The sequence below is a fragment of the Seohaeicola nanhaiensis genome (assembly GCF_042654245.1).
GTDB classification, from domain to species: domain Bacteria; phylum Pseudomonadota; class Alphaproteobacteria; order Rhodobacterales; family Rhodobacteraceae; genus Seohaeicola_A; species Seohaeicola_A nanhaiensis.
The window spans coordinates 172,278-194,326 of sequence record NZ_JBHSGI010000031.1; the positions used below are offsets into that span (position 1 = coordinate 172,278).

Genomic DNA, 22,049 nt, shown 5'->3' on the forward strand with positions numbered 1-22,049 from the left:
GGCGACGAACATGTAGCCAACGCAACGCCCGGAGAGACCCATGACCGTCCGTCCCAAGTTCATCACCTTCGACTGCCATGGCACGATGATCTTCTTCAACATGGAAGGCGCCGCGCGCGATCACTACGCCGAGCAGCTGTCGCCCGAGCAGATGGACGCCTTTGTCGCCAATTTCTCGGCCTACCGGCTGGATGAAGTGCTGGGCGCCTGGAAGCCTTATGCCGAGGTCGTCCACAACGCGCTTGAACGCACCTGCAAGCGCAACGGCATTGCCTTCGACCCGGCGGTGGCCGAAGAGATCTATGCGCGTGTGCCGACCTGGGGTCCGCATCCGGACGTTCCTGCGGGTCTGGCCAAGATCGGCGACAAGATCCCGCTGGTAGCCCTGACCAATTCGATGAACGCGCAGATCCCGCACAACATCGCAAAACTCGGCGCCCCCATCGCCCATGTCTGCACTGCGGAAAGCGCAGGGGCCTACAAGCCGCATATGAAGGCGTTCGAGTATCTGTTCGACACCCTGGGCTGTGGTCCAGAGGACGTGCTGCACGTCTCGTCCAGCTTCCGCTACGACCTGATGACGGCGCATGATCTCGGCATAAAGAACAAGGTCTGGGTCAACCGTGGCCACGAACCGGCCAACCCCTATTACGGCTACACCGAGATCAAGGATGTTTCCGGACTGGCCGCGGTTGTGGGTCTCTGACACCCCGGAGGCTTTGATGCAATTCACGTCCTACTGGCACGACACGGCCCCTGTTTTTGCCCAGGCCCAGAGGGGGCCCGTAACCGGAAAGGTCGATGTCGCGGTCATTGGCGGCGGCTTTACCGGGCTGAACGCGGCGCTGCGTCTTGCCCGAGCGGGCGTCAGCGTCGCGGTGCTGGAGGCCGCCCATGTCGGCGCCGGCGGGTCGGGCCGCAACGGCGGTCATCTCAACAATGGCATGGCGCATGGCTATGCCGAGGCAAAGGCGCATCTCGGACCGGAGCGGGCCCGCGCGCTGTACAAGGCTTATGACCGTTCGATCGACATGATCGAAAACGTGATCGCCGACGAAGGCATCGCCTGCAATTTCCGCCGCTCGGGCAAGCTCAAGCTGGCCTCCAGAGCCTCGCATGTCGATGGGCTGCGGCGCGGATTCGAGCTGATCCACCGCGACGTGGATCCCGACACGTGCTGGCTGGACAAGGCCGAGCTGGCGGACGAGATCGGATCGCCGGAATTTCACGGCGCGATGCTCTATGGCAAGTCGGCGATGATGCACATGGGCCGTTATGTCACCGGTCTGGCCGATGCCGCGCACCGTCATGGCGCCCTGATCTGGGAACACGCGCCCCTTCTCGCGCGCGAGCGCGCCGGTAACGGCTGGGCGCTGAAGACGCCCGACGGCACGCTGACTGCCGACCGCATCATTGTCGCAACCGGCGCGTATTCGGGCGTCGTGCCCAAGGCGCCGCTGGCCTACTTCCGCAAGCGCATCATCTCGGTTGGCTCTTTCATCGTCGCCACCCGGCCGCTGACGCCGCAGGAGGTCGCTGAGACCATGCCGGGCAACCGCACCTGCGTCACCTCGATGAATATCGGCAACTATTTCCGCCTGTCACCGGACAACCGCCTGATCTTCGGCGGGCGCGCCCGCTTTTCGGCCACCTCAGACCAGCAGTCCGATGCCCTCTCCGGGCAGGTGTTGCGCCGCTCGATGGCCCGGATTTTCCCGCAGCTGGCCGATATAGAGCTGGACTATTGCTGGGGCGGGCTGGTCGGCATGACCAAGGATCGTTATCCGCGCGCGGGCGAGGCCGAGGGCATGATCTACGGCATGGGCTATTCCGGCCACGGCGCGCAGCTGTCCACGCTGATCGGTCAGGCGCTGGCCGATATGGCCCTGGGGCGAAAGGACACGAACCCGCTGGACGGGCTCGAGTGGCCGGCCATCCCGCTGCACACGGGCAAGCCCTGGTTCCTGCCGCTGGTCGGGATGTGGTTTGCCATGAAGGACCGTTTGTCCTGACGACCCGGAGGGCTATCCCAGGGAGTGCGCGGCAAGACCGTAGAGAATGGCGCCCGTCTCGGCCCGCCGCTGACGGCCGATCCGCATCTCGGTTGTGGTGTCGAAAACACCCAACCCTGCGGCCGCCAGAAAGGCCTTGAAATGTTCGCTTTGCTGCGGTGTGTCCATCCGGACGAACCCGCCTTCGTGCTGCCGGATCAGCGGCGCGCAAAGCTGCATCGCCATCTGGTCGTCTTCGGCCACAACCGGGCCGATCACTGTGCCCTTGCCAAAGGGACGCGCCAGCGCAAAGCCGCTCACCACGCCGTCGCGCAGCGCGACAATGCCGGTGGACTCGCGCAACAGCGCTGCCCTCGTGACGCGGCGGTCGGCGCCATAGGCGCGGGTGTCCAGCGCACCAATCGCCTCGTGATCGGCGGGCTCCGATGGGCGCACCTCCAGACCGGCGACCGGCGCCGGCAGATGCGCCAGCCGTGCAATCCCCTGCTGCTGCCAGATCGTCGCGACGATTTCGAAACCGGCGTCGCGATACAGCCGGAACCCCGAACGAGTCGCCGTCAGCCGGATATCGCGCCCCTCGCAATCGAGCAGGATACGCCGCAGGAGCTCGCGGCCGACGCCCTGAGTCTGAAGACGCGGCGTGGTGGCCATCATGCCAAGCATCGCAAAGTCTTCGCCTGACAGGAAATACATGCCCGACCCCAGGGGGCGGCCGATCTCGTCGCGGGCGATGTAGCCCTTGCCCAGAGACAGCAGCATGTCGTGATCCGAAGCCCGGTGCGGCCAGAATACGGAAACCGTCAGCGCGTGCAGCAAATCCCGGTCCGACGCGACCAGCGGCTGGATGTCGGCCTCGTAACTGTCCAGCCTCAGACGTTCATCCGGATCGGGCGAGGCGCTGGTCATGAAGGACTTGTAACGCGCAGCGCTGTCCCTGTCGCCATAAGGGCCTTCGACCTGCATTCGCTTCCAATCCTGTCCTCTGTCAGCGCACCGTCCGGCCGGGCCCCTCAGGCCCGATTTGACCGGATTCCGACGCACATTTCCACCGAAAGGCGGCGAAGGATGCAATTTTCTGCCGCGTGCGGATGGCCCTAAGCTTGCACGGACTTCTGACGCGGCACGGGGACTCCGGCTTGCCCGGGCGGTGTTTCAACACGGAACCCGAGGTTGCGCTTGCTGCGAAAACGGCCAGTCTTTTGCCTCCTCCGGGTCCATGCCGGATGGCATCACCTCTTGCTGCGCCACCATGCAATCCGGTCCTGCAACGCATAGCCCTTGATGAACGCAGGCATGAACCACGGATTGCCTCTGTACAGCGGAACCGCAGCGGGCGGACGCGAGAAGAAGGCAGACCGCGCCTGATCGCCGCTGCCCAGCAGCCTGTGCGCCGCGCGCGTGCCGACCCACGGCGCCCAGACCACGCCCGAGCCGCAGAATCCGCTGGCATAGAGGATGCCGTCCTTTTCGAAGATCCGCGGCAGCATGTCCCGGTTCATCGCGACCCTGCCAAACCAGCTGTGCGACAGGCGGACCCCCTCGAGTTCGGGGAAGAGTTCGGTCAGGCCCCGGCGCAGACGGCGGATTGGCGCGGTGGCATCCGTGCCATGCCCGCTTTCGCGCCCGCCCAGCAGGATGCGGCGGCCATCCGGCGTCGGGCGATAGTAATGGCCCAGCTGCCGGCCCTCGCCCATCATCATGCGCTGCGGCATCAGCCGGTCCATCACCTCGGGCGGCAGCTCCTCGGTCACGATGATCCGGCTGCGCACCGGAACCAGGCGGCGGCGCAGATAGGGCGCGGCCCCGTCGGTGTAGCCATTGGAGCAGACCAGAACCTGCCGCGCCTCGATCGTCCCGGCCGGGGTCTGCAGCCGGAACCCTGCGCCATCGCGCCTGATCGCCGTCACCGGGGTATGTCCGTGAACGCTGACACCGGCAGCCAGGGCGACCTTCAGCAGGCCGGCATGGAACTTGGCCGGATGCAGCCCGCCGATATCCTTGCGCACGACTCCGCCCCGGTAGAAGTCCGTGCCGATATACTGCTGTTGTTCCTTGTAGGGCACGGCATAGCTCTCGATACCGAGGCGTTTCGCCAGCCCCTCGGCGTCGCGGGCCATCTTGTCATACTGGTCGTATCCCAACGCGCCCTTGAACAGACCCGTCTTCTGGAAATCGCAGTCGATGTTTTCGGTGCTGAGGAACTCGTACAGGAATTCACGGGCGGTCTTGCCCTCGGCTTCGACGGCATTGGCCGTGGCCTCGTCGAAGGTCCTCGCGATCGCGGCATGGCTCGGGCGGATCGAGCCGCTGGTGATGCCCCCGTTGCGCGACGAGGCGCCCTCGCCCGGGTGCATCGCATCGAAGGCCGCAACCGACCGGCCCGCCCGCGCCAGCGTCAGGCCTGCGGCGAGCCCGGCATATCCGGCCCCGACGATGGCCACATCGACAGACTTGGCCAGCGGCTGCGCGGGCACCGGGCCGGGCGGCGCGGCTTCCCACCAGTAGGGCGATGCCTTTTCCGCAAGAATGGAGGTATTCGACATTTTCTTTCCCAATCAGACGGTGTCATTCCGAACGTCGAGCGCATCGCGCAGGCCGTCACCGATAAAGTTGAAACTGGACACGGCGATGGTGATCGCAATGCCCGGAACGATCGCGAGCCAGGGCGCGGTGGCCAGATATTGCTGCGCCCCGTTCAGCATGTTGCCCCAGCTTGGCAATGGCGGCTGAATACCAAACCCCAGAAAGCTGATATAGGCCTCGAGCAGGATCGCGCGGGCCACGGTCAGCGTGGCGGCAACGATGATCGGTCCGGTGACGTTCGGCAGGATTTCGCGGAACATGATGTGCATCCGGCTCAGCCCCAGCATCCGCCCCGCCATGACGAACTCGCGTTCCCGCAGCGACCGGACTTCGGCCTCGACGATCCGCGCGACTTCCATCCAGCTGGTAACGGCGATGATCACCGTGATCATGATCGGACTGGGCTTGAGCACGGCAGCCAGCGCCAGCAGCAGAAAGATCGACGGATAGGACAGAAACCCGTCGACGATCCGCATCAGAACGGCGCTGATCCAGCCGCCGCGATACCCCGCGATCACACCCACCACAGTGCCGACCATGGTGGCCAGAACCATGGCGGTGAAGCCGACCAGCAGCGAAATGCGCCCGGCCATGAACAGCCGCGCCGCCAAGTCGCGCCCCAGCGGATCGGTGCCCAGATAGTGGTTGCCGGTGAAGGGCGGCGCGAACCGCGCGCGCAGATCGATGTAAAGGGAATCGTAGGGCAGCAGATAAGGGCCAACGACGCAGGCCAGAACCAGAAGGCCGATCATGATCAGGCCCAGCAGGGCCAGCCGGTGACTGCGGAAGCGGCGCATGACGCGGCTGCTCCACCAGCTGGTCGGCGCCCGGTCGGCAGTGAGGGTGGTCATTGTGGTGGCCTCCTGTTGTGTCGTGGCGCTTAGGCCAGGCGGATCCGCGGGTCGACCATCGCGACGACAATGTCGGCAATCAGGTTGCCCGCGATGGTCAGCACTGCCGAGAACATCAGCAGCCCCATCACCACGGGATAGTCGCTGTAGCCGAGGCTATCGAGAAACAGCCGCCCCATGCCGGGCCAGGTGAAGACCGTTTCGGTCACCAGTGCACCCGTCAGGATCGCGGGCAATTGCACCCCCGCCAGGGTGATCATGGGCAGCAGTGCGTTGCCGACCACGTGTTTCATCAGCACACGGCGTTCGCTGACCCCCTTGGCCCGGGCGGTCTTGACGAATTCCTGGCTGATCACGTCGAGGGTCGCGGTGCGCATGTAGCGGCTCCAGATCGCGATATGAACCAGCGCCAGCACCACAGAGGGCATGATCAGGTGATGCAGGTAGTCCAGAACCGACCCGTCGCCGATGTTGTACATGTTGCCCGCGGGCAGCCATTCCAGCCGCAGCGAAAAGATGTAGATGCCGACCAGACCGAACCAGAAGGTCGGAATCGACAGGGCGATCATGGCCCCGATCGTCGCCGTGTAGTCAAACAGCGAGTAGCGGTGGGTGGCGCCGCGGATGCCGATCCAGGTGCCGAGGGCAATGGCAATCGCCGTGGACGACCCCATGAGCAGCAGCGTGGCGAAGATGTGCCGCTGGATCACCGACAGCACCGGCGCACCATCGCGGAACGAGGTGCCCCAGTCGCCCTGCAACAGCCGCCAGACCCACTCCAGATATTGCACCCACAGAGGACGGTTCAGGCCCAGTTGCTCGGCCAGCCGGTTCAGGTCGGCCTGGGTCATGCCGGGGTCGAGCGCGTATTGCGACATCGGGCCGCCCGGAATCAGATTGAGGACGGTGAACCCGATGATCGAAACGATGATCAGAAGCACGATGCTCTGCGCGAGCCGGCTTAGCAGGAATGCGGGCACGACGCCCTCCTTTCATAACGGGTTGCCTCAGCGGGGCGATGCCGCCCGGGCCACGGGCCCGGGCGGCAGGGGGCAGATCAGCCCCAATACCAGCTTGCAGCCTTCCAGGACTCGGTACGCGTGTTGGTATTGGGCACATAGCCCTGAATACCGGCCTTGCGCCCGTAGATCTGCGTGTTCGCGAACAGCGGCAGGAACGGCAGATCCTGGCGGATGATCTCCTGCACCCGGAAGTAGATCTCGCGGCGCTTTTCCGGATCGAAGGTCCGGCTGCCTTCTTCCAGCAGGGCGTCGACCTCGGGATTCTTGTACTGCGCGTTGTTCGACCCGGCGCCGCCTTGTGCCGTGATGGCCTTGGAGTGGAAGCGGTTGGTCACGTCCGGGTCCGCGCCGATCAGATAGGTGATCCCCACCATGGCGGTGTCGAATTGCGACAGGCCCCAGAAATCGCCCCACATCACGGCCGCCGGCAGGTTCTCGATCGTCATCTCGACGCCGATTTCAGCAAAGGTCTGTTGCATGAACTGTTGCGCCTGTTCGCGCAGATGCGCACCCGAGGTGGTCGAGTTTGCGAAGGACAGGCGCACGCCGTCCTTTTCACGGATACCATCGGCACCGGGTTTCCAACCCGCGTCGTCGAGGAGCTTGCGGGCGCCCTCCAGGTTGAATTCGTGCGCCGGCAAGTCCGGGTTGTAGTAGTAGGACTGCGGCGGCATGAAGGTCTCGATCGGCTTCGGGACGCCATAGTTCAGCGCGTCGATGATCGCGCTGCGGTCGATCGCCATATACAGCGCCTGCCGCACCGCCGGGTCCTTGAACTGCGGCTTTTCCATGTTGAGATAGATCGACTCGACCGATCCTTTCGGCACCAGCGTCACCACGCGGTCGGCCAGCTTGCTGGCTTCGGCATAGTTGTCGGGGGTAATATAGTGCGTTCCGACCATGTCGATATCGCCGCTCTTGAACTGGGTATAGAGCACCGTCATGTCGGGGATGTACTTGAAGATCAGCTGCTCGATATAGGGACCCTCGCCGAAGTAGTCGGGGTTCGCCACCAGCTCCAGCCGGTCGCCGGCCAGGCGCTGGCCCCACTTGAATGCCCCTGTGCCGACCGGCGCCTGGTTGAAGGCGGCGTTGTTCAGATCGGCCTCGGCACTCAGGATGTGCTTGGGCACCATGAAGGTTTCGGTCAGGAACGATATGTAGGGGGCAAAGGCCTCTTCCATCCGCCAGGTGATCTCGGTCGGCGAGACAACAGTGATGTCGCGGACCAGCGAATGGCCTGCCGTCCGCCAGGCGCGGAAGTCGGGGTTCACGATCAGCTCGAGCGTGTATTTCACGTCTTCGGCGGTGAAGGGCTCGCCATCGTGCCAGCGGACGTCATCCCGCAACTTGACCCGCCATTCCAGGCCATCCTCCGAGATACCGCCGTTGGCCTGGCTCGGCACCTCGGTGGCCAGGTTCGGAACGATGACCCCGGTCGGATCGATCCGGAACAGCGCGTCGAACACCGAGAAGTCGACGCCGTCGTCGACCTCGATGTGGGGCATCAGCGGGTTGAACACGGTCGGTTCCTGCGACAGGCCGACAACGACCCGGCCCTTCGGGGCGGCGGGCGGCGTCTGCGCGAAGGCGGGCTTGCCCAGCAGCTGCGGCACGAACAGGCCGGCAGCGCCACCGGCGCCCAGGATCCTCAGCGCACCGCGGCGCGAAAAGCCCGGGTTGTTTGAATTGGACTTGGTCATCTTAGACTCCCGTGTGTTGGATTTTTGTCTGGTTGGTTTCTTGTGGTGGATGCTGCCGCTCAACCATCGGCGGCGGCCATGGCAGGCCGGTCGTTGCGCTCGCCGGGAATGGCGGCGACCAGTTCCCGCGTGTAGTCGGACTGCGGATTGAGGAAGATCTGCGATGGCGGCCCCATCTCGACGATCCGCCCGCGCTGCATCACCGCGATCTCGTCGCAGATCTGGCTTGCGACCCGCAGATCGTGGGTGATGAATATCATCGACACCCCCGTCTCGCGCTGGATCTTGTCGAGCAGCTGAAGGATTTGCGCCTGGATGGAGACGTCCAGCGCCGAAACCGCCTCGTCCGCGACCAGCAGCGTGGGCTTGAACATCAGCGCCCGCGCAATGCCGATGCGTTGCCTCTGGCCGCCGGAAAACTCGTGCGGATACCGACCGAAGGCGCCGCCGTCGAGCCCGACCAGCTCCAGAAGCGCGCGCGCCTCTTCCCGTGCCTTCGCATAGGGCATTCCGTGCGCGATTGGTCCCACGGTCAGGATCCGGCCGATCGTCGCCCTCGGGTTGAGAGAGGCGAAGGGATCCTGGAAGATCATCTGGATACGGGGTCGCAACGGGCGAAACCGGGTTTCGCTCATCGGAGCGATGTCGGTGCCCTCGAACAGGATGCGCCCGCCGTCGCTGTCCATCAGCTTGGTCAGCAGCCGGCCGAGCGAGGATTTCCCCGACCCGCTTTCGCCGACCACGCCCAGCGTCCGGCCGTTGGTCAATTCGAAGGAAACCTCGCGCACCGCCGGCACGACCCGCAGGCTGCGCAAGAGCGCGCTGCCGCTCCGATAGGTCTTGGCCAGTCCCTCGACCCTGAGCACCTGCCGGGTACCCGCGTCCTGCAAGGCCGGACGGTCCTTGTCGGTGAGATGCGGCACCGCCGCGATCAGCCGCTTGGTATAGGGATGCTGCGGCGCCTTGAGAATCTGCACCGCAGGGCCCTGTTCGACCACGTGGCCCTTTTCCATGACGACAACGCTGTCGGCGATTTCGGCCATCACGCCGAAGTCATGGGTGATGAACAGCACGCTCATGCCCTTGCGGCGCTGGATGTCGCGGATCAGGGAGAGGATCTGCGCCTGCGTCGTCACGTCCAGCGCCGTGGTCGGCTCGTCCGCGATCAGGATCGACGGTTCGAGTGCCAGCGCCATGGCGATCATCACCCGCTGCCGCTGTCCGCCGGACAGCCGGAAAGGGTATTGGTTGTACATCAGCACGGGATCAGGCAGGCCGACTTCGGTCAGCAGTTCGATCGACCGCTTGCGCCGCGACGCCGGCGTGCCTTCGCCGTGCGCGCGCATCACCTCGTCAACCTGGGCACCCACCGTCATCAGCGGGTTCAGCGCCGACAGGGGATCCTGGAAGATCATCGACACTTCGCGCCCGCGCAGGCTGCGCAATTCCTCGGGGTCCATGCCGACGATTTCGCGCCCGTTCAGGATGATCGACCCTGCGCTGACACCGATCCTGCGCGGCAGAAGCCCCATGACGGTATTCGCGGTCACCGACTTGCCCGAGCCGGACTCTCCAATCACGCAGAGGATTTTACCGCGCTCGAGATCGAAGCAAATGTCCCTGACCGCATAGGCCCGTTCCATGCCCTCGGGCAAACTGACCGTCAGACCGCGCACCGATAGCGCAACTTCCTGGGTGTCGCCGGTGAGGGTGGGTGCTGTCATGTTGCCCTTTCTCTGGATGCGAATCCGTTTGCGATCCGCACGTTCGATGCCGGCAGTTTGGGCTTTGAGCGGGTTAGGTTTCACCAAATCGTCACATGCAGACGGCAGGATCAGCTGTACTGACACACGGCTCAGGCAGATTATTCTGCGCCGCCCGGGGCTGATGCCGTCACGGGCGGTCCGGTGTGGCTTTGGACGACGCGGAACCTTCCCTTGCCCCTGCCCCGCCTATGTGCTGAAACGCACCCGGGCCGCCTCGTTCAGGGATCACAGGGGGATGCGATGGGCCGGACGTCCCTACAGGTGTCCTGCGCAGCCCGCACAGATACGAAGCAGATGACGGCCCGTTGCGCAGCGCATATAGTCTTCCCGGAGGGATTGGAGTGACGGCATGATCCTGGACAAGATCGACATCAAGATTCTGTCCGAACTCCAGAAGAACGGCCGGATCACCAATGTCGAGCTGGCCGAACTGGTCCACCTCTCGCCCAGCCCCTGCCTCATGCGGGTCAAGAAGCTGCAGGCCGAAGGCTATATCACCGGCTATTCCGCGCAGATCGACGTCTCGAAACTGGGCCAGACGCTGATGGTCTTCACCGAAATCACCCTCAAGAACCACCGCCAGACCGACTTTGCACGTTTCCTGGCGGCCATAGAGAAGGTGGACGAGGTGATCGAATGTCACCTCGTGTCCGGCGGCTATGACTATCTGGTGAAATTCGTGACCGCCGGGATCAGCGACTATCAGCTGATCATGGAAAACCTGATCGAGCGCGACATCGGCATCGACAAGTATTTCAGCTTCGTCATCCTGAAGTCGCCCATCGTGAAGACGCATCTGCCGCTGGCCTCGATCTTCTCGAACAACTGACTCTGCGCTGCGGGGCCGCGAAGGAGCGGGACGGCCAGAGCGTCCTGATCATCCGCGCCCCGGAGAGGGTTCCAGGTAAGCGACTACAGGCGTCATCCACACAGCCGGTCAGGATGACACCGGCCTGATTGCGCTGATGGCATAGCGGTGTTCGGAACGGCGCAGAAGCGACTTGCGCCAGCCGAGTTGAGCGGCCTGCGCCCGATGGATCGGGGCCATGCGCCTGTCAGTGGTGATCCGGTCGAAACCGGCGGCCTGCAACATCTGGGCCACGGCTTCGGCGCGGGCCCCCTTGTTGAAATGGACGCGCGCAAGAATGTCGCGATGTCGGGCGCCATGGAAGGCCACCGCGCCGTTGGAATTCTGTGGCAGGAAGAGCTGAATCACCCGGCCCAGCCAGTTCCGCGACACGAAATCGCCGTCCACCAGCAACAAGTTCCCGCCCGGCCTCAGGACGCGGAACCATTCGGCAAATGCGGCGGCGGGGTCGACGAGTGTCCAAACCAGATGCCGCGTCACGATGACATCCATGCATTCGTCGGGAAGCATCGTTCGTTCGGCATCGGCTTGAAGGAAGGTCACTCCGGGCAGTTTCGCGCGGGCCCTTTCCAGCATCGGTTCCGACCAGTCGAGCCCTGTGACCTGAAAACCCAACCGCAGGCAGAGCCGCGCGATTTCGCCGGTTCCCGACGCCAGGTCAAGCAACGTGCGGCCCTCGGCATCGCCAAGGTGACGATGAAACAACGCCTCCCACGCGGCCATTTCCGCTCCATCGTCGATGCGATGGCCCGGATCGTTGTCAAACGTCGCCGCGCGATCGGACCAGTATTCGCGGATTTCGTCGCGCAGGTTGCGGTTGCTTATGCTCATCTTTCAGGATCCTGCCTTTCCCGCGCGGAGTGGCTTTGTCGAATGATTTTGTCAACTTTATAATTGACTATAGTAGTCAGGAATTATACCCCGCCTCGGCAGTCCCTGACAAAGGAGGACATCATGTCCGTTCGTCCGCTGCTCTGCGCCTCGGCGCTGAGCCTCTTCGCAGCGAGCCTCGTGCAAGCCGATCCCGTAACCCTAACTGACATCGCGGGTCGCGACGTCACGGTCGAGGCCCCGGTCGAGCGCGTGATCCTCGGCGAAGGACGGCAGGTGTTCTTCACCGCCGTGCTGGACAGGGACAATCCCTTCCGGCGCGTCGTCGGCTGGCGCGACGATTTCCGTCAGGCGTCGCCCGAAAGCTACGCCATCTATGCCGAGAAATTCCCGCAGCTGGTGGATATCCCAACCTTTGGCGGCTTCAAGGACGGATCGTTCGATATCGAGCAGGCCGTTTCGCTGAACCCCGACGTTCTCATCATGAACCTCGAGTCCAAAGCCGCAACCGAAGAGGCCGGGTACGAGGAGAAACTGGCCAAGGTGGGGATCCCCATCGTTTACGTCGATTTCCGCGAAAAGCCGTTCGAGAACACCTCGCGGTCGATGGAGATCATCGGGCAGCTCTACGGCGAAGAGGAAAAGGCCGAGGAATTCAACGTCTTCTACAAGGAACAGATCGCCCGCGTCACCGATGTCATCGAAGCGCAAGCGGATCTGAAGCGACCCTTGATGTTTGTCGAGCGTGCCGGCGGCTATTCGGAAGATTGCTGCATGTCCTTTGGCGACGGCAATTTCGGCAGGTTCGTTGAGCTGGCCGGCGGAACCAACATGGGCTCTGCCTTCATTCCCGGCACCTTCGGCACCGTTAATCCCGAGCAGGTCATCGCGTCGGATCCCGACCAGATCGTCGTGACGGGCGGGAACTGGGACGCCTATGTGCCCGGCGGCGCCTGGGTCGGCATGGGCCCGGGCTCGGACCTTGCCGAGGCGAAACGCAAGCTGAAAGCGCTGAGCGAACGACCGGCGTTCACCGGCGTGACGGCGGTCGAGACCGGCCAGGTCCACGCCATCTGGCACCAGTTCTACAACTCGCCCTACAGCTTTGTCGCTGTCCAGAAGCTGGCTACCTGGCTGCACCCCGAGCTTTTCCCCGATCTCGATCCTGACGCGACGCTGAAAGAGCTTCACGCGCGCTTCCTGCCGGTGGACTACCAGCCCGGCTATTGGGTTTCGCTGCGCGACCCAGCGCAGTGATCGACCGAAATTGACCGGGACGGCCCGTGACGGGCCGCCTTCCCCTGTCGGAGTGGCCATGACCAGTATCGACATCCAGGCCCCGGAAACCGAGAGCGCGCAAAGCTATCGCGGGCTCGTCGCCCGGCGCATCGCCATCCTTGCTGGCCTGACGGCGGCGCTGATCCTGTCGGTGGCCGTGGACGTGTCACTGGGTCCAGCGCGCTATGCCGTCTGGGACGTGCTGAAGACGCTGGTTGCGCCGGGGGCCGCCGATGTGCAGATGCGCGTGGTGGTCTGGGACATCCGGCTGCCCATGGCGCTTCTGGCGGTCACCGTGGGGGCAAGTCTTTCGCTGGCTGGCGCCCAGATGCAGACGATCCTGGCAAATCCCCTGGCCAGCCCCTTCACGCTGGGCCTGTCGGCGGCGGCGAGTTTCGGGGCGGCGCTGGCCATGGTGCTGGGTGTGGCCCTGTTTCCCGCCGCAATCACGCTGATGGTGCCGATCAACGCCTTTGCGATGGCGATGGCTGCGTCGCTGCTGATCTTCGGGCTAAGCACCTTGCGCGGGGTCACAGTGGAAACCATCGTGCTGCTGGGCATCGCGCTGGTGTTCACGTTCAACGCGGCGCTTGCGCTGCTGCAATACTTCGCCTCCGAACAGGCGCTTTCGGCCGTGGTTTTCTGGACCATGGGCAGCCTGACCAAGGCGACCTGGGGCAAGGTCGGCGTCACCGCTGTCATCCTTGTCGTCTGTACGCCGCTCTTTGCCCGCCGCGCCTGGGCGCTCACGGCGATCCGGCTGGGCGAGGTCCGGGCCTCGGCCATGGGCGTGCCGGTCAAACGGCTGCGGCTCGAGGCGCTGGTGCTGGTCTCGGTGCTGGCGGCGGTGCCAGTGTCCTTCGTCGGCACCATTGGCTTCATCGGCATCGTCGGGCCCCATGTTGCCAGGCTGCTTCTGGGCGAAGATCAACGGTTCTTCCTGCCCGGCGCGATGCTGTCGGGGGCCGTGATCCTGTCGGCAACCTCGGTGCTGTCCAAGGCACTCCTGCCCGGCGCCGTCCTCCCGATCGGGATCATTACCGCGCTGGTTGGCGTGCCGTTCTTTGCCGCGCTGATCCTCACCAAAGGCCGCAAATCATGGTGAACCTGAGTCTGGTCAACATTGGCGCGCGGTATGGGCGGCACGAGATCCTGTCGGGCGCTTCGGCCGAATTGACAGGCGGCGGGCTGACGGCACTCGTCGGAGCAAATGCCGCCGGAAAATCCACTCTGTTCCGCCGGATCGCCGGGCATCTGCGCGGTGCTGGCCGCATCCAGCTTCACGGCGCCGACCGCCAAGAGATGCGCTACATGCCACAGGATACCGGCATGAACGCGGCGCTGACGGTTTACGAGTCGATCATTCTGGCGCTGAAACAGGGCAATGGCGGCTGGCGCCTGTCGCCCGAAGAACTGCGCTCTGTGGACGGCATTCTTGTCCGTTTCAACATCGCTCACCTGGCCGACCGGCAACTGCCCGAGCTGTCGGGCGGGCAGCGGCAGGCAGTGTCGATCGCCCAGACGCTGGTGAGCCGGCCAAAAGTGGTGCTTATGGATGAACCAACCTCGGCGCTGGACCTCAATCGCCAATACGAGGTGCTTGAAGCCCTTCGACTTTATTCCGAGGAAACCGGCGCCGTGATGATCCTGGCCCTGCACGACATCAACCAAGTAATGCGCTGCTGTGGTTCTACTTTGGCCCTGGGCGAAGGACGGATCATCGCGTCGGGTCCCACGCTCGAGGTGCTGACCCCTGCCCTGATCCGCCGCCTCTACGGCATCGAAACCCGCGTTGAACGCTGCTCGCGGGGATTGCCGGTCATGATCGTGGACGGACCCGCCGGTCAAGCTGCTGCGGAATAGGGTCCTCGAGCGGTGACATTAGAAAGCTCCTTGCGTTGACCGGGTTCCCTGTCCGCAATCACATTGGCGGTGAGTGCCAACCCGGACCGAAAGGCCACAGGTTGTTTGATTTCGGTGCGCTGATTGGTGACGCAGGCGTAAAGATGCGCTAGCATCTTCAGGTCGGTCGAGATCAATCCGGATGGGTTTCGGCACGTCACGAATCCCATCACGCGCGGCGCTTTTACGTTTATTATGAGGTAAAAACCGCCCTACCCTTGGCGGTTCCGGTATGTCCAATAAGTTTGCATTATCGGACATTTACATGTTTCGCAGCGAAACGTCACACGGCCCCCTTGCCTCTTGCGGTTTTGTCCATCTGGTAGCGGCTTCTCCTTGTGGGAGGGTCTGGAACAACCGTCCCATAGAAGAGGTTTCGCAGCGAAACATGTGGAAGGTTCGAGAGCCTGAATTCTGCAGGACTGCCCGAGCCGCCGCCGGCAAGCGCCGCGGTGGTCGTTCGGTCCGGCCGGGGGATGTTTCGCTGCGAAACCTCCCAGCGCGGATCCCAGGGATGACGGCGCCGGGAGGAAGATCAGAGGCGCGGCACATTGGCCAAGTCCGGTTCGAGAGGGACGTTTCGCAGCGAAACGTCCCCTGCCCTCACGGCTCCAGCAACTGCTGGATTGTCTGCATCAGGCTGTCCATGACCTCGCCGTCCACCGCGCTGCCTTCCAGGCGCAGGATATGGCCCTTGCTGTCATGGCCGCGGCGGATGGTGACGCCGGTCGAGGTGCGGATCGTGTATCGGTCAATCCAGCCGACGGCCGGCTTTCTGACGCTCGGGCGGCCGCCCCGCGCGGGATCGCGCGGCTTGACCTCGGTGCGGGCGATGGCCTCTTCCAGCGCCGCCCATTCCTCTTCCGCGTCGGCCGGCGCGCGGTCGGCCAGCGCGTTGCGCAGCCGGCTCTCGTTGCCGGCCCGCAGCGCATTGGCCAGCTTCAGGCCGCGCCTCTCGGTCAGCGCCTCAGGGAATTCCAGCATGTCGCCCAGCTCCTCGAAGACCAGCGCGAAGGAACGCACCTTCGACCGCTTGGCCCGCGAGCCGGAGGAGAACAGCTTTTCCACCGCCTCCTCGGTATTGGTGAAGGCGCCCTGATTGGCGGCGATCACCGCGATGCGGCCACGCTCGAAATGGCTGAGCTCCTGGCGGACCTCGTTCTCTTCCACCATTGCGACGAAGGCCGCATCGACGCCCGATCGCGGACGCACGATGGCGCGGATACGCTGGTATTTCTCGGCCTCGGTCAACTCCAGCAGCCCGCGCACGGCCAGCAAACGGCGGTAGCCAGAAAGCAACCCGTAGCGATGGCCCTCGGAACTGACGCTGTCGAGTTCAAAGACTTCGATGGGCAGACGCAGACCGTGCGCGGCGATGGACAGCCGCAGTTCGGTCAGCTCGGCCTCGCCCAGGGTCATGCGGTCCCGGATCATCGCCGTCTCGTCGATCTCGAACAGCGGTATCTCGGTCATCAAAAGGCCCTGCGCCTGCGCCTCCTGCAGGCGGGCGGCGTCGGCCTCTGCCTTGGCCCGCGACGCCCGGGTCTCGGCGTCCTCGGCGCTCGACAGAGCGGCGCTGTCGGCGGCGACCTGCGCGATCGGAGCGAGCCCGCGCATGCTGCGCGGCGAGGTTTCGCTGCGAAACTGTTCCTCGATCCTGTCGAGATCGGCGGTGGACGGCGCCTCGAGCCGTTTACGCTTAACCATTGGATGCCTCCTTGGCCTCTGCCTTCGCCATCTGCTGATCGCGCCACCACGTGGCAAGGATCAGTTCCTTGACCTCGGCCCAGGTGCGGTCGAAGGTCTCGCGCCCTCGGACATAGGTGTCCCGGTTGAACTCCCGGTAGTCGGCCTCGTAGATGCCATTCACCTGTTCGCCGGCCTGCCCCACCATGGCCGTCACCTCCTGCCGGTAGGTTGTCATGAAGTCGCCGAAATAGGCTTGGATGACATTGGCCAGATCGGTCTGCTGGGCCGCGTCGAACCGCGTGATCAGCGCGCGCACCGCGTCCCATTCGAATTTCATCTCGGGAAGGCCGTCTCGGCGCCGGGCCGCGTTTTCACCTTCCTCGACGCTGGCAAAGGTCGAATAGAGCATATCGAAGAACCGGCCCGTCGAGTCAAATTCCAGAAACGACGCGCCGAGCGGGACGAGCAGGATGTCGGCTGCGGCCAGCGCGTTGATCGTCAGGTATCCCAGCGCGGGCGGAGTATCGAGGAGGATGATGTCATAGTCGTCAACGATCCGGTCGGCGGTCAGTGCGTTCGACAGGGCATCCCAGAGGGCCCAACTGCGCAGGCACATGCGCCAGACCGGCACCTGGAATTCAGCCCAGTAGAGGTTCAGCTGTGCCCCAATCAGGTCGATGTTCGGCCAGTGCGTTTTTTGAATGAGGTTTCGCGGCGAAACCTGCAGCGCCTCGGTCAGGGTTTCGTCGAAGGGCAGGGGCGGGCGACCTGCGGCTTCGCGCACCCTGTTCTCGTCCTGAAGCGCGAGGGCATAGTCCTTGGCGATCAGCGGAAAAGCGGTGGACCACTCGTCCGGCACGTCTCCCCCCATGATGGAGGTCATGGAACCCTGGCTGTCGAGATCGATCACCAGCACCTTATAGCCGTCCAGCGCGGCGGACATGGCAAGGTGCGCGGCGGTGGAGGTCTTGCCGACGCCGCCCTTGAAGTTGGCCACGGCAATCGTCTTGGCCGGCAGCCCCTCCGGACGCCACGGCCGGTATTCCCGGCCGGCGGCGCCTTCGGTGGCAAAGTGGTCTCTAAGAAGGAGAACTTCCTCCAGCGTGAACCATTTCGAGTTCCCCTCACCCGTGCCTTGCGGCAGATCGGGATGCTTGCGCAGCACCCGGCGAAAGTGGCCTGCGGCAACCGGGATCAGATAGCGGCAGACTTCCCAGGTGGAGAAGCGCCGCAGGCGCTTGCGGCCATCGGGGGCGTAACCGCGTTCGGCCAGGTCCTGACGCCCTCGGGCGGCAAAGGCCGCGGCTTTTGCGAATCGGGCGGTGTCGATAGGTTCGGACAGACGCCGCGCGGCCTTGGCCGGGTCGATGTTGAAATAGGGGGGAAGGGGGTCCTTGCCTGAGGACATGTCGCTACCTCTGCGATGTTCTACATTGTTGTGCGTTTTCCCCGAAGTATTGCACACGCATAGGGTCAAGTGAATCGCCAAGGTGGTTTCGCAGCGAAAATCCTTCCGAAATCGACAAAAGCAGGCACGTAAAGATTGAGAATCTTTGAGAGTCTTTCAGATCTTTAGGTCAATTTAACAATGCATTATCAATATCTTACTAAAGGCTCGGCACCCGGATACAGGTTTCAGGGCACCTGTTTTCAGGACAAAGGGTACCCGGATGCGGGTCTTGAGGCACTGATTCGCGGGAAGAGGGGGGCCCGTTCCCGGTTCGAGCCTAAAACAGCAGGTTTCGCAGCGAAACGTGCGGCGAAGGGGTACCGATGCGCACCGTAAATGGGTACCTGAGCGTCGATGCCGCCCCTAAGGAACCCGTTTACGGGACCCGTGAAGGCGCGGCTGAAGAACCCGAAGAATTGTTGCCCACAGGTACCCGATGCGGCATACTGATGCCCAAGAACAAAAACGGGCAGGACGATGGACGAGATTCCGCGCGACCAGCTGACCGGCGCGCTGCGCCGGGGGGCGGTCAAGAAACACGTGGCGGCAATTCACGTGTCGGGCAAGCTGACGCTGTTGCAGCGAAAGCTGTCGAACGTCCTGCTCTTGAACGCCTATGACACGCTGGTGACCCAGACGCGGCACCGGATCGACGCGCGCACCCTGTGCCTGATGATCGGATACAACTCCAATGACATGGAAACCCTGAAACAGTCTCTACGCGGGCTTGCCGAGACGGTCGCCGAATGGGACATGCTGGACGAGAAGGGCCAGCAGGAATGGGGCGTCTCGAGCCTGCTGAGTTATGCCAAGCTCAAGGCCGGCGTCTGCGAATACGCCTACTCCCCGGCGCTGGCCGAAAAGCTGCACGATCCCAAGGTCTTTGCGCTGATCAATCTCAACATCCAGCGGCGCTTCACCTCGGGTCATGCGCTGGCGCTGTACGAGAACTGCTATCGCTTCGTTCGGACGGGCAGCACCGGCTGGTGGCCGCTGGACCTGTTCCGCCGGCTGATGGGGCTGGATGGGTCGAGCTATTACGAGAGCTTCAAGCATCTGAATGCCAAGGTGATCAAGCCGGCGGTGGCCGAAGTCAACAAGACTTCGAACATCCTGATCGCGCCTGAGGTGCGGCGGCAGGGCAGGGTGGTCACCGAGATCCGGTTCAAGGTGAAGGAGAACCCGCAGCTTGCGATCCTGGACATCGACGACGGCGAGGGGATGCGCCACGGGCCGGTCTATGCGCGGCTGCGCGAGCATGGGGTCAGCGACCGGCTGGCGCGGCAATGGCTGTCGACCCATGGCGAAACGCAGGTGTCCGCCAAGCTCGATTACGTCGAAGGGCGCAGCAACGTGCGCAGCAAGGTCGGGTATCTCGCAGCAGCGCTGGACGGCGGATTCGGGGCAGAGGCTGAAGCGGAGGCCGCGCCCAGTTCAGCGCGGGCGCAGCGGCTGGGACGGATTCTGGAGGCTGTGAAGGCCCGGACTCCGACCCAGCGGGATGCCGACAGGCGCCTGTTCCAGAGCCAGCTTTCGGACCCCGCCGCGCGCGCCGATTTCGAACGCCACGGATGGATTTCGCCGCTGAACGCGACCCGCGTGGCCGCTTTCTGGGAAGAGATGTCGCCGGGCTTGTACGAGGGGCTTGAATAGACCCTAAAAAGGCTTATTGCGAGGCGGTGACCCCGCCATCCAGATAGACGATCTGCCCGGTCATGTAGCTTCCCGCAGGCGCGGCAAAGGCGATCACCTGACCGGCAACCTCGAGGGGGTCGCCGATGCGGCCGAGCGGATTGCGCTCGAGAATGAAATCCCGGAATGCCGGGCGGTCGAGATGCGGGCGGATCCGGTCGGACTGGATGAAGGTCGGCGCAACGCCATTCACGGTGATATTGTGCGGGGCAAGTTCCATGGCGTGCTGTTTGACCAGCATCGCCATGCCGCCCTTGGTGGCGCAATAGGCCGAATACCCGCGCCCGCGCAGCGCAAGCTGGGCGCGCACCGAGAGGATGTGGATCTGCCGTCCGCCCTTGCCTCGGGCGATCTGATCGCGCGCGACGGCCTGTCCGAGGAACATCGCCGACCTGAGGTTGGTGCGATAGACATCGTCAAAGACCTCTTCGGTCACCTCCATCAGGCGCTGCTCGCGCTGGATGCCGACGCAGTTTACCATCACGTCGATCCTACCCATGGCGTCGACCGCGGCACTGGTGGCGGTGCGGATCGAGGCGACCTCGCGCGCGTCGAGCATCAGGCCGTGGGCCCTGCCGCCCTGGGCGCGGATGCGGGCGGCGAGCGCTTCGGCCTTGTCGCGTTTCGGTCCCGCGATGGTGACCTCGGCGCCATGTCCGGCCATGGCGCAGGCGATCGCCTCGCCGATGGCGCCATAGCCGCCCGGCAGGAAGACGCGCAGGTCCCGAATGTCGAACAGGCCGGCGATGCGTGCCGGGTCGATGCCCGGGGTGAGGCTGGCGGGGTCCTGTGTCATGGCCCTAAACCTCCACCCCCGCCGCCCGATAGACGCTTTCCATCAGGCGCAGGGTTTCCAGGTTGTCGCGGCTGTCGGTCTCGAAGGGGGCGCCGTCCTCGAGGCCGCGCACAAAGTGCGCCATCACCGTGTCGAAGCATTCCTGATAGCGGCCAAGCAGGTCGACCTCTTCCGTCGAATCCGTTCCGACGATCGAGACGCGGTTCAGCTCCATCAGGATGGTGCCGGTCTCGCCGATGAGTTCCAGCCGGTCCCCGTGCAACTGGGGGTAGCCCGGAGCGACAAGGCAGCCGTCGGCGGTGGCGATCAGCCCGTCTTGCCCGGTCATCAGGATTGCTGCCGTGTCCTCGCCCGGAAGGCCGTGGGCGAGCCGGTTCAGTCGGGCTGCGACCACGCTCAGCGGCCCGCAGAGGCAGCGCAGCACGTCGAGATGATGGATCATCGTCTCGAACACCAGATTGCGGCGGAAGGCGGTCAGGTAGGGCTGGCGCTCGATCAGGAAGGGCACCGTTCCGTCGCGGGGGCAGAGGCCCGAGCCGCGGCAAGAGATCTGCGCGTGCCGCAGGCGGCCAATGCGACCCTCGGCCAGCCACCTGCGGACGGTCATGTAGTGAGGGCGGAAGCGGTAGTTTTCGTGCACCATGAAGCGCACGCGGTCGCCGATGTCGTCGATCAGCGCCTCGGCCTCGGCCACGGTTTCTGTCAGGGGCTTCTGGCACATGATGTGGACGCCGCGGTCGGCGGCCATGCGGGCGACGGGGGCATGGGCAGGCACCGAGGCGGCGATGTCCACAGCGTCAAAGCCGCCGGCCGCAAACAGTGCCTCGGGGTCGGCGTAAACTCTGGCAACGTCAAACTCCTCTGCCCGCACGCTGGCCTTGGCGAGGTCCAGATCGCAGAGCGCAACGACTTCGGCGCCGGCATTGGCCCAGGCCCGGAGGTGATAGAGGCTGATCAGACCGCAGCCCACCAGCGCGACGCGCAACCGATCAGCCATGACTGCCTCCGAGCAGGTCGCCGAGATAGGCGCGCGCCGGAGCATGGGCCAGCAGGGCGGGATAGTGGGGCAGGGGGGTCACGGTGCCGTCCTTCACGAAGAGGAAACGCTCGCAGATCTCCTCGACGATCTCGAGGTGGAAGCGTTCGTTGGGGTGGATGCAGAGAAAGACGAGCCGGCCTTCGCCGCGCAACCTTCGGAAGAAGTCGAGCATGAAGCCGATATAGCCGTCCTGCGTGTTGAACTGCGGTTCGTCGAAGAGGTGAACCATCGGGTAGTCCGACCCCGCCGGTTGCAGCAGGGCGTTGGGTGTCCAAGACCGGAAGTGGCGCACCTGATAGGACTGGTGGTAGTGGATCGCCAGGCGGTCGCGCTGGTCGGTGCGGACGCGGTGGATGTCCTTGCCCGTCACGCGGACCTGTCCCGACGTCGGCGTGTTGGACCCGGTGACCAGCTCGAACAGTGTGGTCTTGCCCGACCCGTTCGGCCCCATCATCCCGACAATGGCGGGTTGTTCGATGGTGAAGTCGGCGGTCAGGCGGAAGGTCGGGGTGCGGTCGATCAGCGACCTTGTGTAAACCTTTTCCAGCTGGCGGACCTCGAGCATGG

At 64.2% G+C, this 22,049-nt stretch carries 19 protein-coding genes; 7 read left to right on the forward strand and 12 right to left on the reverse strand.

The window, feature by feature from the left end; translation table 11 throughout:
• The first annotated feature begins 40 nt into the window (after positions 1–40).
• Complete coding sequence (locus ACFO5X_RS20590) at positions 41–706, forward strand: haloacid dehalogenase type II (RefSeq protein WP_380720655.1); 666 nt, start codon at positions 41–43, stop codon at positions 704–706.
• A gap of 16 nt (positions 707–722) precedes the next feature.
• The gene (locus ACFO5X_RS20595; protein ID WP_380720658.1) at positions 723–2,012 is read left to right on the forward strand and encodes an NAD(P)/FAD-dependent oxidoreductase; all 1,290 of its coding nucleotides are present in this window, start codon (positions 723–725) and stop codon (positions 2,010–2,012) included.
• Positions 2,013–2,024: 12 nt separating this feature from the next.
• Here ACFO5X_RS20595 and ACFO5X_RS20600 read toward each other — a convergent pair whose 3' ends face one another.
• The 6 genes from ACFO5X_RS20600 to ACFO5X_RS20625 form a co-directional block, all read right to left on the reverse strand.
• On the reverse strand, positions 2,025–2,975 hold the full coding sequence (locus ACFO5X_RS20600) for a GNAT family N-acetyltransferase (protein WP_380720661.1): 951 nt from the start codon (positions 2,973–2,975) through the stop codon (positions 2,025–2,027).
• Positions 2,976–3,241: 266 nt separating this feature from the next.
• On the reverse strand, positions 3,242–4,555 hold the full coding sequence (locus ACFO5X_RS20605) for an NAD(P)/FAD-dependent oxidoreductase (protein ID WP_380720664.1): 1,314 nt from the start codon (positions 4,553–4,555) through the stop codon (positions 3,242–3,244).
• 12 nt (positions 4,556–4,567) lie between these two features.
• Complete coding sequence (locus ACFO5X_RS20610; protein ID WP_380720667.1) at positions 4,568–5,446, reverse strand: ABC transporter permease; 879 nt, start codon at positions 5,444–5,446, stop codon at positions 4,568–4,570.
• A 29-nt stretch (positions 5,447–5,475) separates the two neighbouring features.
• Entirely contained in the window at positions 5,476–6,426 is a 951-nt protein-coding gene (locus tag ACFO5X_RS20615) for an ABC transporter permease (RefSeq protein ID WP_380720670.1), read from the reverse strand.
• Between the two features lie 77 nt (positions 6,427–6,503).
• The gene (locus ACFO5X_RS20620) at positions 6,504–8,171 is read right to left on the reverse strand and encodes a peptide ABC transporter substrate-binding protein (RefSeq protein WP_380720673.1); all 1,668 of its coding nucleotides are present in this window, start codon (positions 8,169–8,171) and stop codon (positions 6,504–6,506) included.
• Positions 8,172–8,230: 59 nt separating this feature from the next.
• Positions 8,231–9,895 carry an ABC transporter ATP-binding protein gene (locus tag ACFO5X_RS20625; protein WP_380720676.1) on the reverse strand — a complete coding sequence of 555 codons (1,665 nt, stop codon included), beginning with the start codon at positions 9,893–9,895 and terminating at the stop codon, positions 8,231–8,233.
• Positions 9,896–10,286: 391 nt separating this feature from the next.
• Here ACFO5X_RS20625 and ACFO5X_RS20630 point away from each other — a divergent pair, with 391 nt between their 5' ends.
• Positions 10,287–10,766, forward strand: coding sequence for an Lrp/AsnC family transcriptional regulator (locus ACFO5X_RS20630; protein WP_380720679.1), 480 nt, complete (start codon positions 10,287–10,289; stop codon positions 10,764–10,766).
• Between the two features lie 108 nt (positions 10,767–10,874).
• Here the strand turns inward: ACFO5X_RS20630 and ACFO5X_RS20635 are convergent, their stop codons facing one another.
• On the reverse strand, positions 10,875–11,636 hold the full coding sequence (locus tag ACFO5X_RS20635) for a class I SAM-dependent methyltransferase (protein ID WP_380720682.1): 762 nt from the start codon (positions 11,634–11,636) through the stop codon (positions 10,875–10,877).
• Positions 11,637–11,759: 123 nt separating this feature from the next.
• On the opposite strand from ACFO5X_RS20635, the gene ACFO5X_RS20640 reads away from it, so the two are divergent.
• The 3 genes from ACFO5X_RS20640 to ACFO5X_RS20650 are packed head-to-tail and all read left to right on the forward strand — an operon-like array spanning position 11,760 to position 14,777.
• The gene (locus ACFO5X_RS20640) at positions 11,760–12,893 is read left to right on the forward strand and encodes an ABC transporter substrate-binding protein (RefSeq protein ID WP_380720685.1); all 1,134 of its coding nucleotides are present in this window, start codon (positions 11,760–11,762) and stop codon (positions 12,891–12,893) included.
• A 58-nt stretch (positions 12,894–12,951) separates the two neighbouring features.
• Positions 12,952–14,019 (forward strand): FecCD family ABC transporter permease, encoded by a 1,068-nt coding sequence (locus ACFO5X_RS20645; RefSeq protein WP_380720688.1) that lies wholly within the window; start codon positions 12,952–12,954, stop codon positions 14,017–14,019.
• Positions 14,013–14,777, forward strand: coding sequence for an ABC transporter ATP-binding protein (locus tag ACFO5X_RS20650; RefSeq protein ID WP_380720691.1), 765 nt, complete (start codon positions 14,013–14,015; stop codon positions 14,775–14,777). The genes ACFO5X_RS20645 and ACFO5X_RS20650 overlap by 7 nt, the downstream gene beginning before the upstream one ends.
• A gap of 642 nt (positions 14,778–15,419) precedes the next feature.
• Here ACFO5X_RS20650 and ACFO5X_RS20655 read toward each other — a convergent pair.
• Positions 15,420–16,523, reverse strand: a complete 1,104-nt coding sequence (locus ACFO5X_RS20655; RefSeq protein ID WP_380720693.1) for a ParB/RepB/Spo0J family partition protein — start codon at positions 16,521–16,523, stop codon at positions 15,420–15,422.
• Complete coding sequence (locus ACFO5X_RS20660) at positions 16,516–17,913, reverse strand: AAA family ATPase (protein ID WP_380720696.1); 1,398 nt, start codon at positions 17,911–17,913, stop codon at positions 16,516–16,518. The genes ACFO5X_RS20655 and ACFO5X_RS20660 overlap by 8 nt, the downstream gene beginning before the upstream one ends.
• A gap of 519 nt (positions 17,914–18,432) precedes the next feature.
• Between ACFO5X_RS20660 and ACFO5X_RS20665 the strand changes: the two genes are divergently transcribed.
• Complete coding sequence (locus ACFO5X_RS20665) at positions 18,433–19,608, forward strand: replication initiation protein (RefSeq protein WP_380720699.1); 1,176 nt, start codon at positions 18,433–18,435, stop codon at positions 19,606–19,608.
• A 13-nt stretch (positions 19,609–19,621) separates the two neighbouring features.
• Here ACFO5X_RS20665 and ACFO5X_RS20670 read toward each other — a convergent pair whose 3' ends face one another.
• Genes ACFO5X_RS20670 through ACFO5X_RS20680 form a run of 3 tightly spaced genes read right to left on the reverse strand, consistent with a single transcriptional unit; the run spans position 19,622 to position 22,047 of the window.
• The gene (locus ACFO5X_RS20670; RefSeq protein WP_380720702.1) at positions 19,622–20,443 is read right to left on the reverse strand and encodes an SDR family NAD(P)-dependent oxidoreductase; all 822 of its coding nucleotides are present in this window, start codon (positions 20,441–20,443) and stop codon (positions 19,622–19,624) included.
• Positions 20,444–20,447: 4 nt separating this feature from the next.
• Entirely contained in the window at positions 20,448–21,440 is a 993-nt protein-coding gene (locus tag ACFO5X_RS20675) for a Gfo/Idh/MocA family protein (protein WP_380720705.1), read from the reverse strand.
• On the reverse strand, positions 21,433–22,047 hold the full coding sequence (locus ACFO5X_RS20680) for an ATP-binding cassette domain-containing protein (RefSeq protein ID WP_380720707.1): 615 nt from the start codon (positions 22,045–22,047) through the stop codon (positions 21,433–21,435). Before ACFO5X_RS20680 ends, ACFO5X_RS20675 begins: the two co-directional genes overlap by 8 nt.
• Positions 22,048–22,049: the final 2 nt, after the last annotated feature.

Bases quoted from the DNA above. Each gene is read 5' to 3' on its own strand.
- ACFO5X_RS20590 (WP_380720655.1), top strand. From the start codon at position 41: ATGACCGTCCGTCCCAAGTTCATCACCTTCGACTGCCATGGCACGATG.
- ACFO5X_RS20595 (WP_380720658.1), top strand. From the start codon at position 723: ATGCAATTCACGTCCTACTGGCACGACACGGCCCCTGTTTTTGCCCAG.
- ACFO5X_RS20600 (WP_380720661.1), bottom strand. From the start codon at position 2,975: ATGCAGGTCGAAGGCCCTTATGGCGACAGGGACAGCGCTGCGCGTTAC.
- ACFO5X_RS20605 (WP_380720664.1), bottom strand. From the start codon at position 4,555: ATGTCGAATACCTCCATTCTTGCGGAAAAGGCATCGCCCTACTGGTGG.
- ACFO5X_RS20610 (WP_380720667.1), bottom strand. From the start codon at position 5,446: ATGACCACCCTCACTGCCGACCGGGCGCCGACCAGCTGGTGGAGCAGC.
- ACFO5X_RS20620 (WP_380720673.1), bottom strand. From the start codon at position 8,171: ATGACCAAGTCCAATTCAAACAACCCGGGCTTTTCGCGCCGCGGTGCG.
- ACFO5X_RS20625 (WP_380720676.1), bottom strand. From the start codon at position 9,895: ATGACAGCACCCACCCTCACCGGCGACACCCAGGAAGTTGCGCTATCG.
- ACFO5X_RS20630 (WP_380720679.1), top strand. From the start codon at position 10,287: ATGATCCTGGACAAGATCGACATCAAGATTCTGTCCGAACTCCAGAAG.
- ACFO5X_RS20635 (WP_380720682.1), bottom strand. From the start codon at position 11,636: ATGAGCATAAGCAACCGCAACCTGCGCGACGAAATCCGCGAATACTGG.
- ACFO5X_RS20640 (WP_380720685.1), top strand. From the start codon at position 11,760: ATGTCCGTTCGTCCGCTGCTCTGCGCCTCGGCGCTGAGCCTCTTCGCA.
- ACFO5X_RS20645 (WP_380720688.1), top strand. From the start codon at position 12,952: ATGACCAGTATCGACATCCAGGCCCCGGAAACCGAGAGCGCGCAAAGC.
- ACFO5X_RS20650 (WP_380720691.1), top strand. From the start codon at position 14,013: ATGGTGAACCTGAGTCTGGTCAACATTGGCGCGCGGTATGGGCGGCAC.
- ACFO5X_RS20655 (WP_380720693.1), bottom strand. From the start codon at position 16,523: ATGGTTAAGCGTAAACGGCTCGAGGCGCCGTCCACCGCCGATCTCGAC.
- ACFO5X_RS20660 (WP_380720696.1), bottom strand. From the start codon at position 17,913: ATGTCCTCAGGCAAGGACCCCCTTCCCCCCTATTTCAACATCGACCCG.
- ACFO5X_RS20665 (WP_380720699.1), top strand. From the start codon at position 18,433: ATGGACGAGATTCCGCGCGACCAGCTGACCGGCGCGCTGCGCCGGGGG.
- ACFO5X_RS20670 (WP_380720702.1), bottom strand. From the start codon at position 20,443: ATGACACAGGACCCCGCCAGCCTCACCCCGGGCATCGACCCGGCACGC.
- ACFO5X_RS20675 (WP_380720705.1), bottom strand. From the start codon at position 21,440: ATGGCTGATCGGTTGCGCGTCGCGCTGGTGGGCTGCGGTCTGATCAGC.
- ACFO5X_RS20680 (WP_380720707.1), bottom strand. From the start codon at position 22,047: ATGCTCGAGGTCCGCCAGCTGGAAAAGGTTTACACAAGGTCGCTGATC.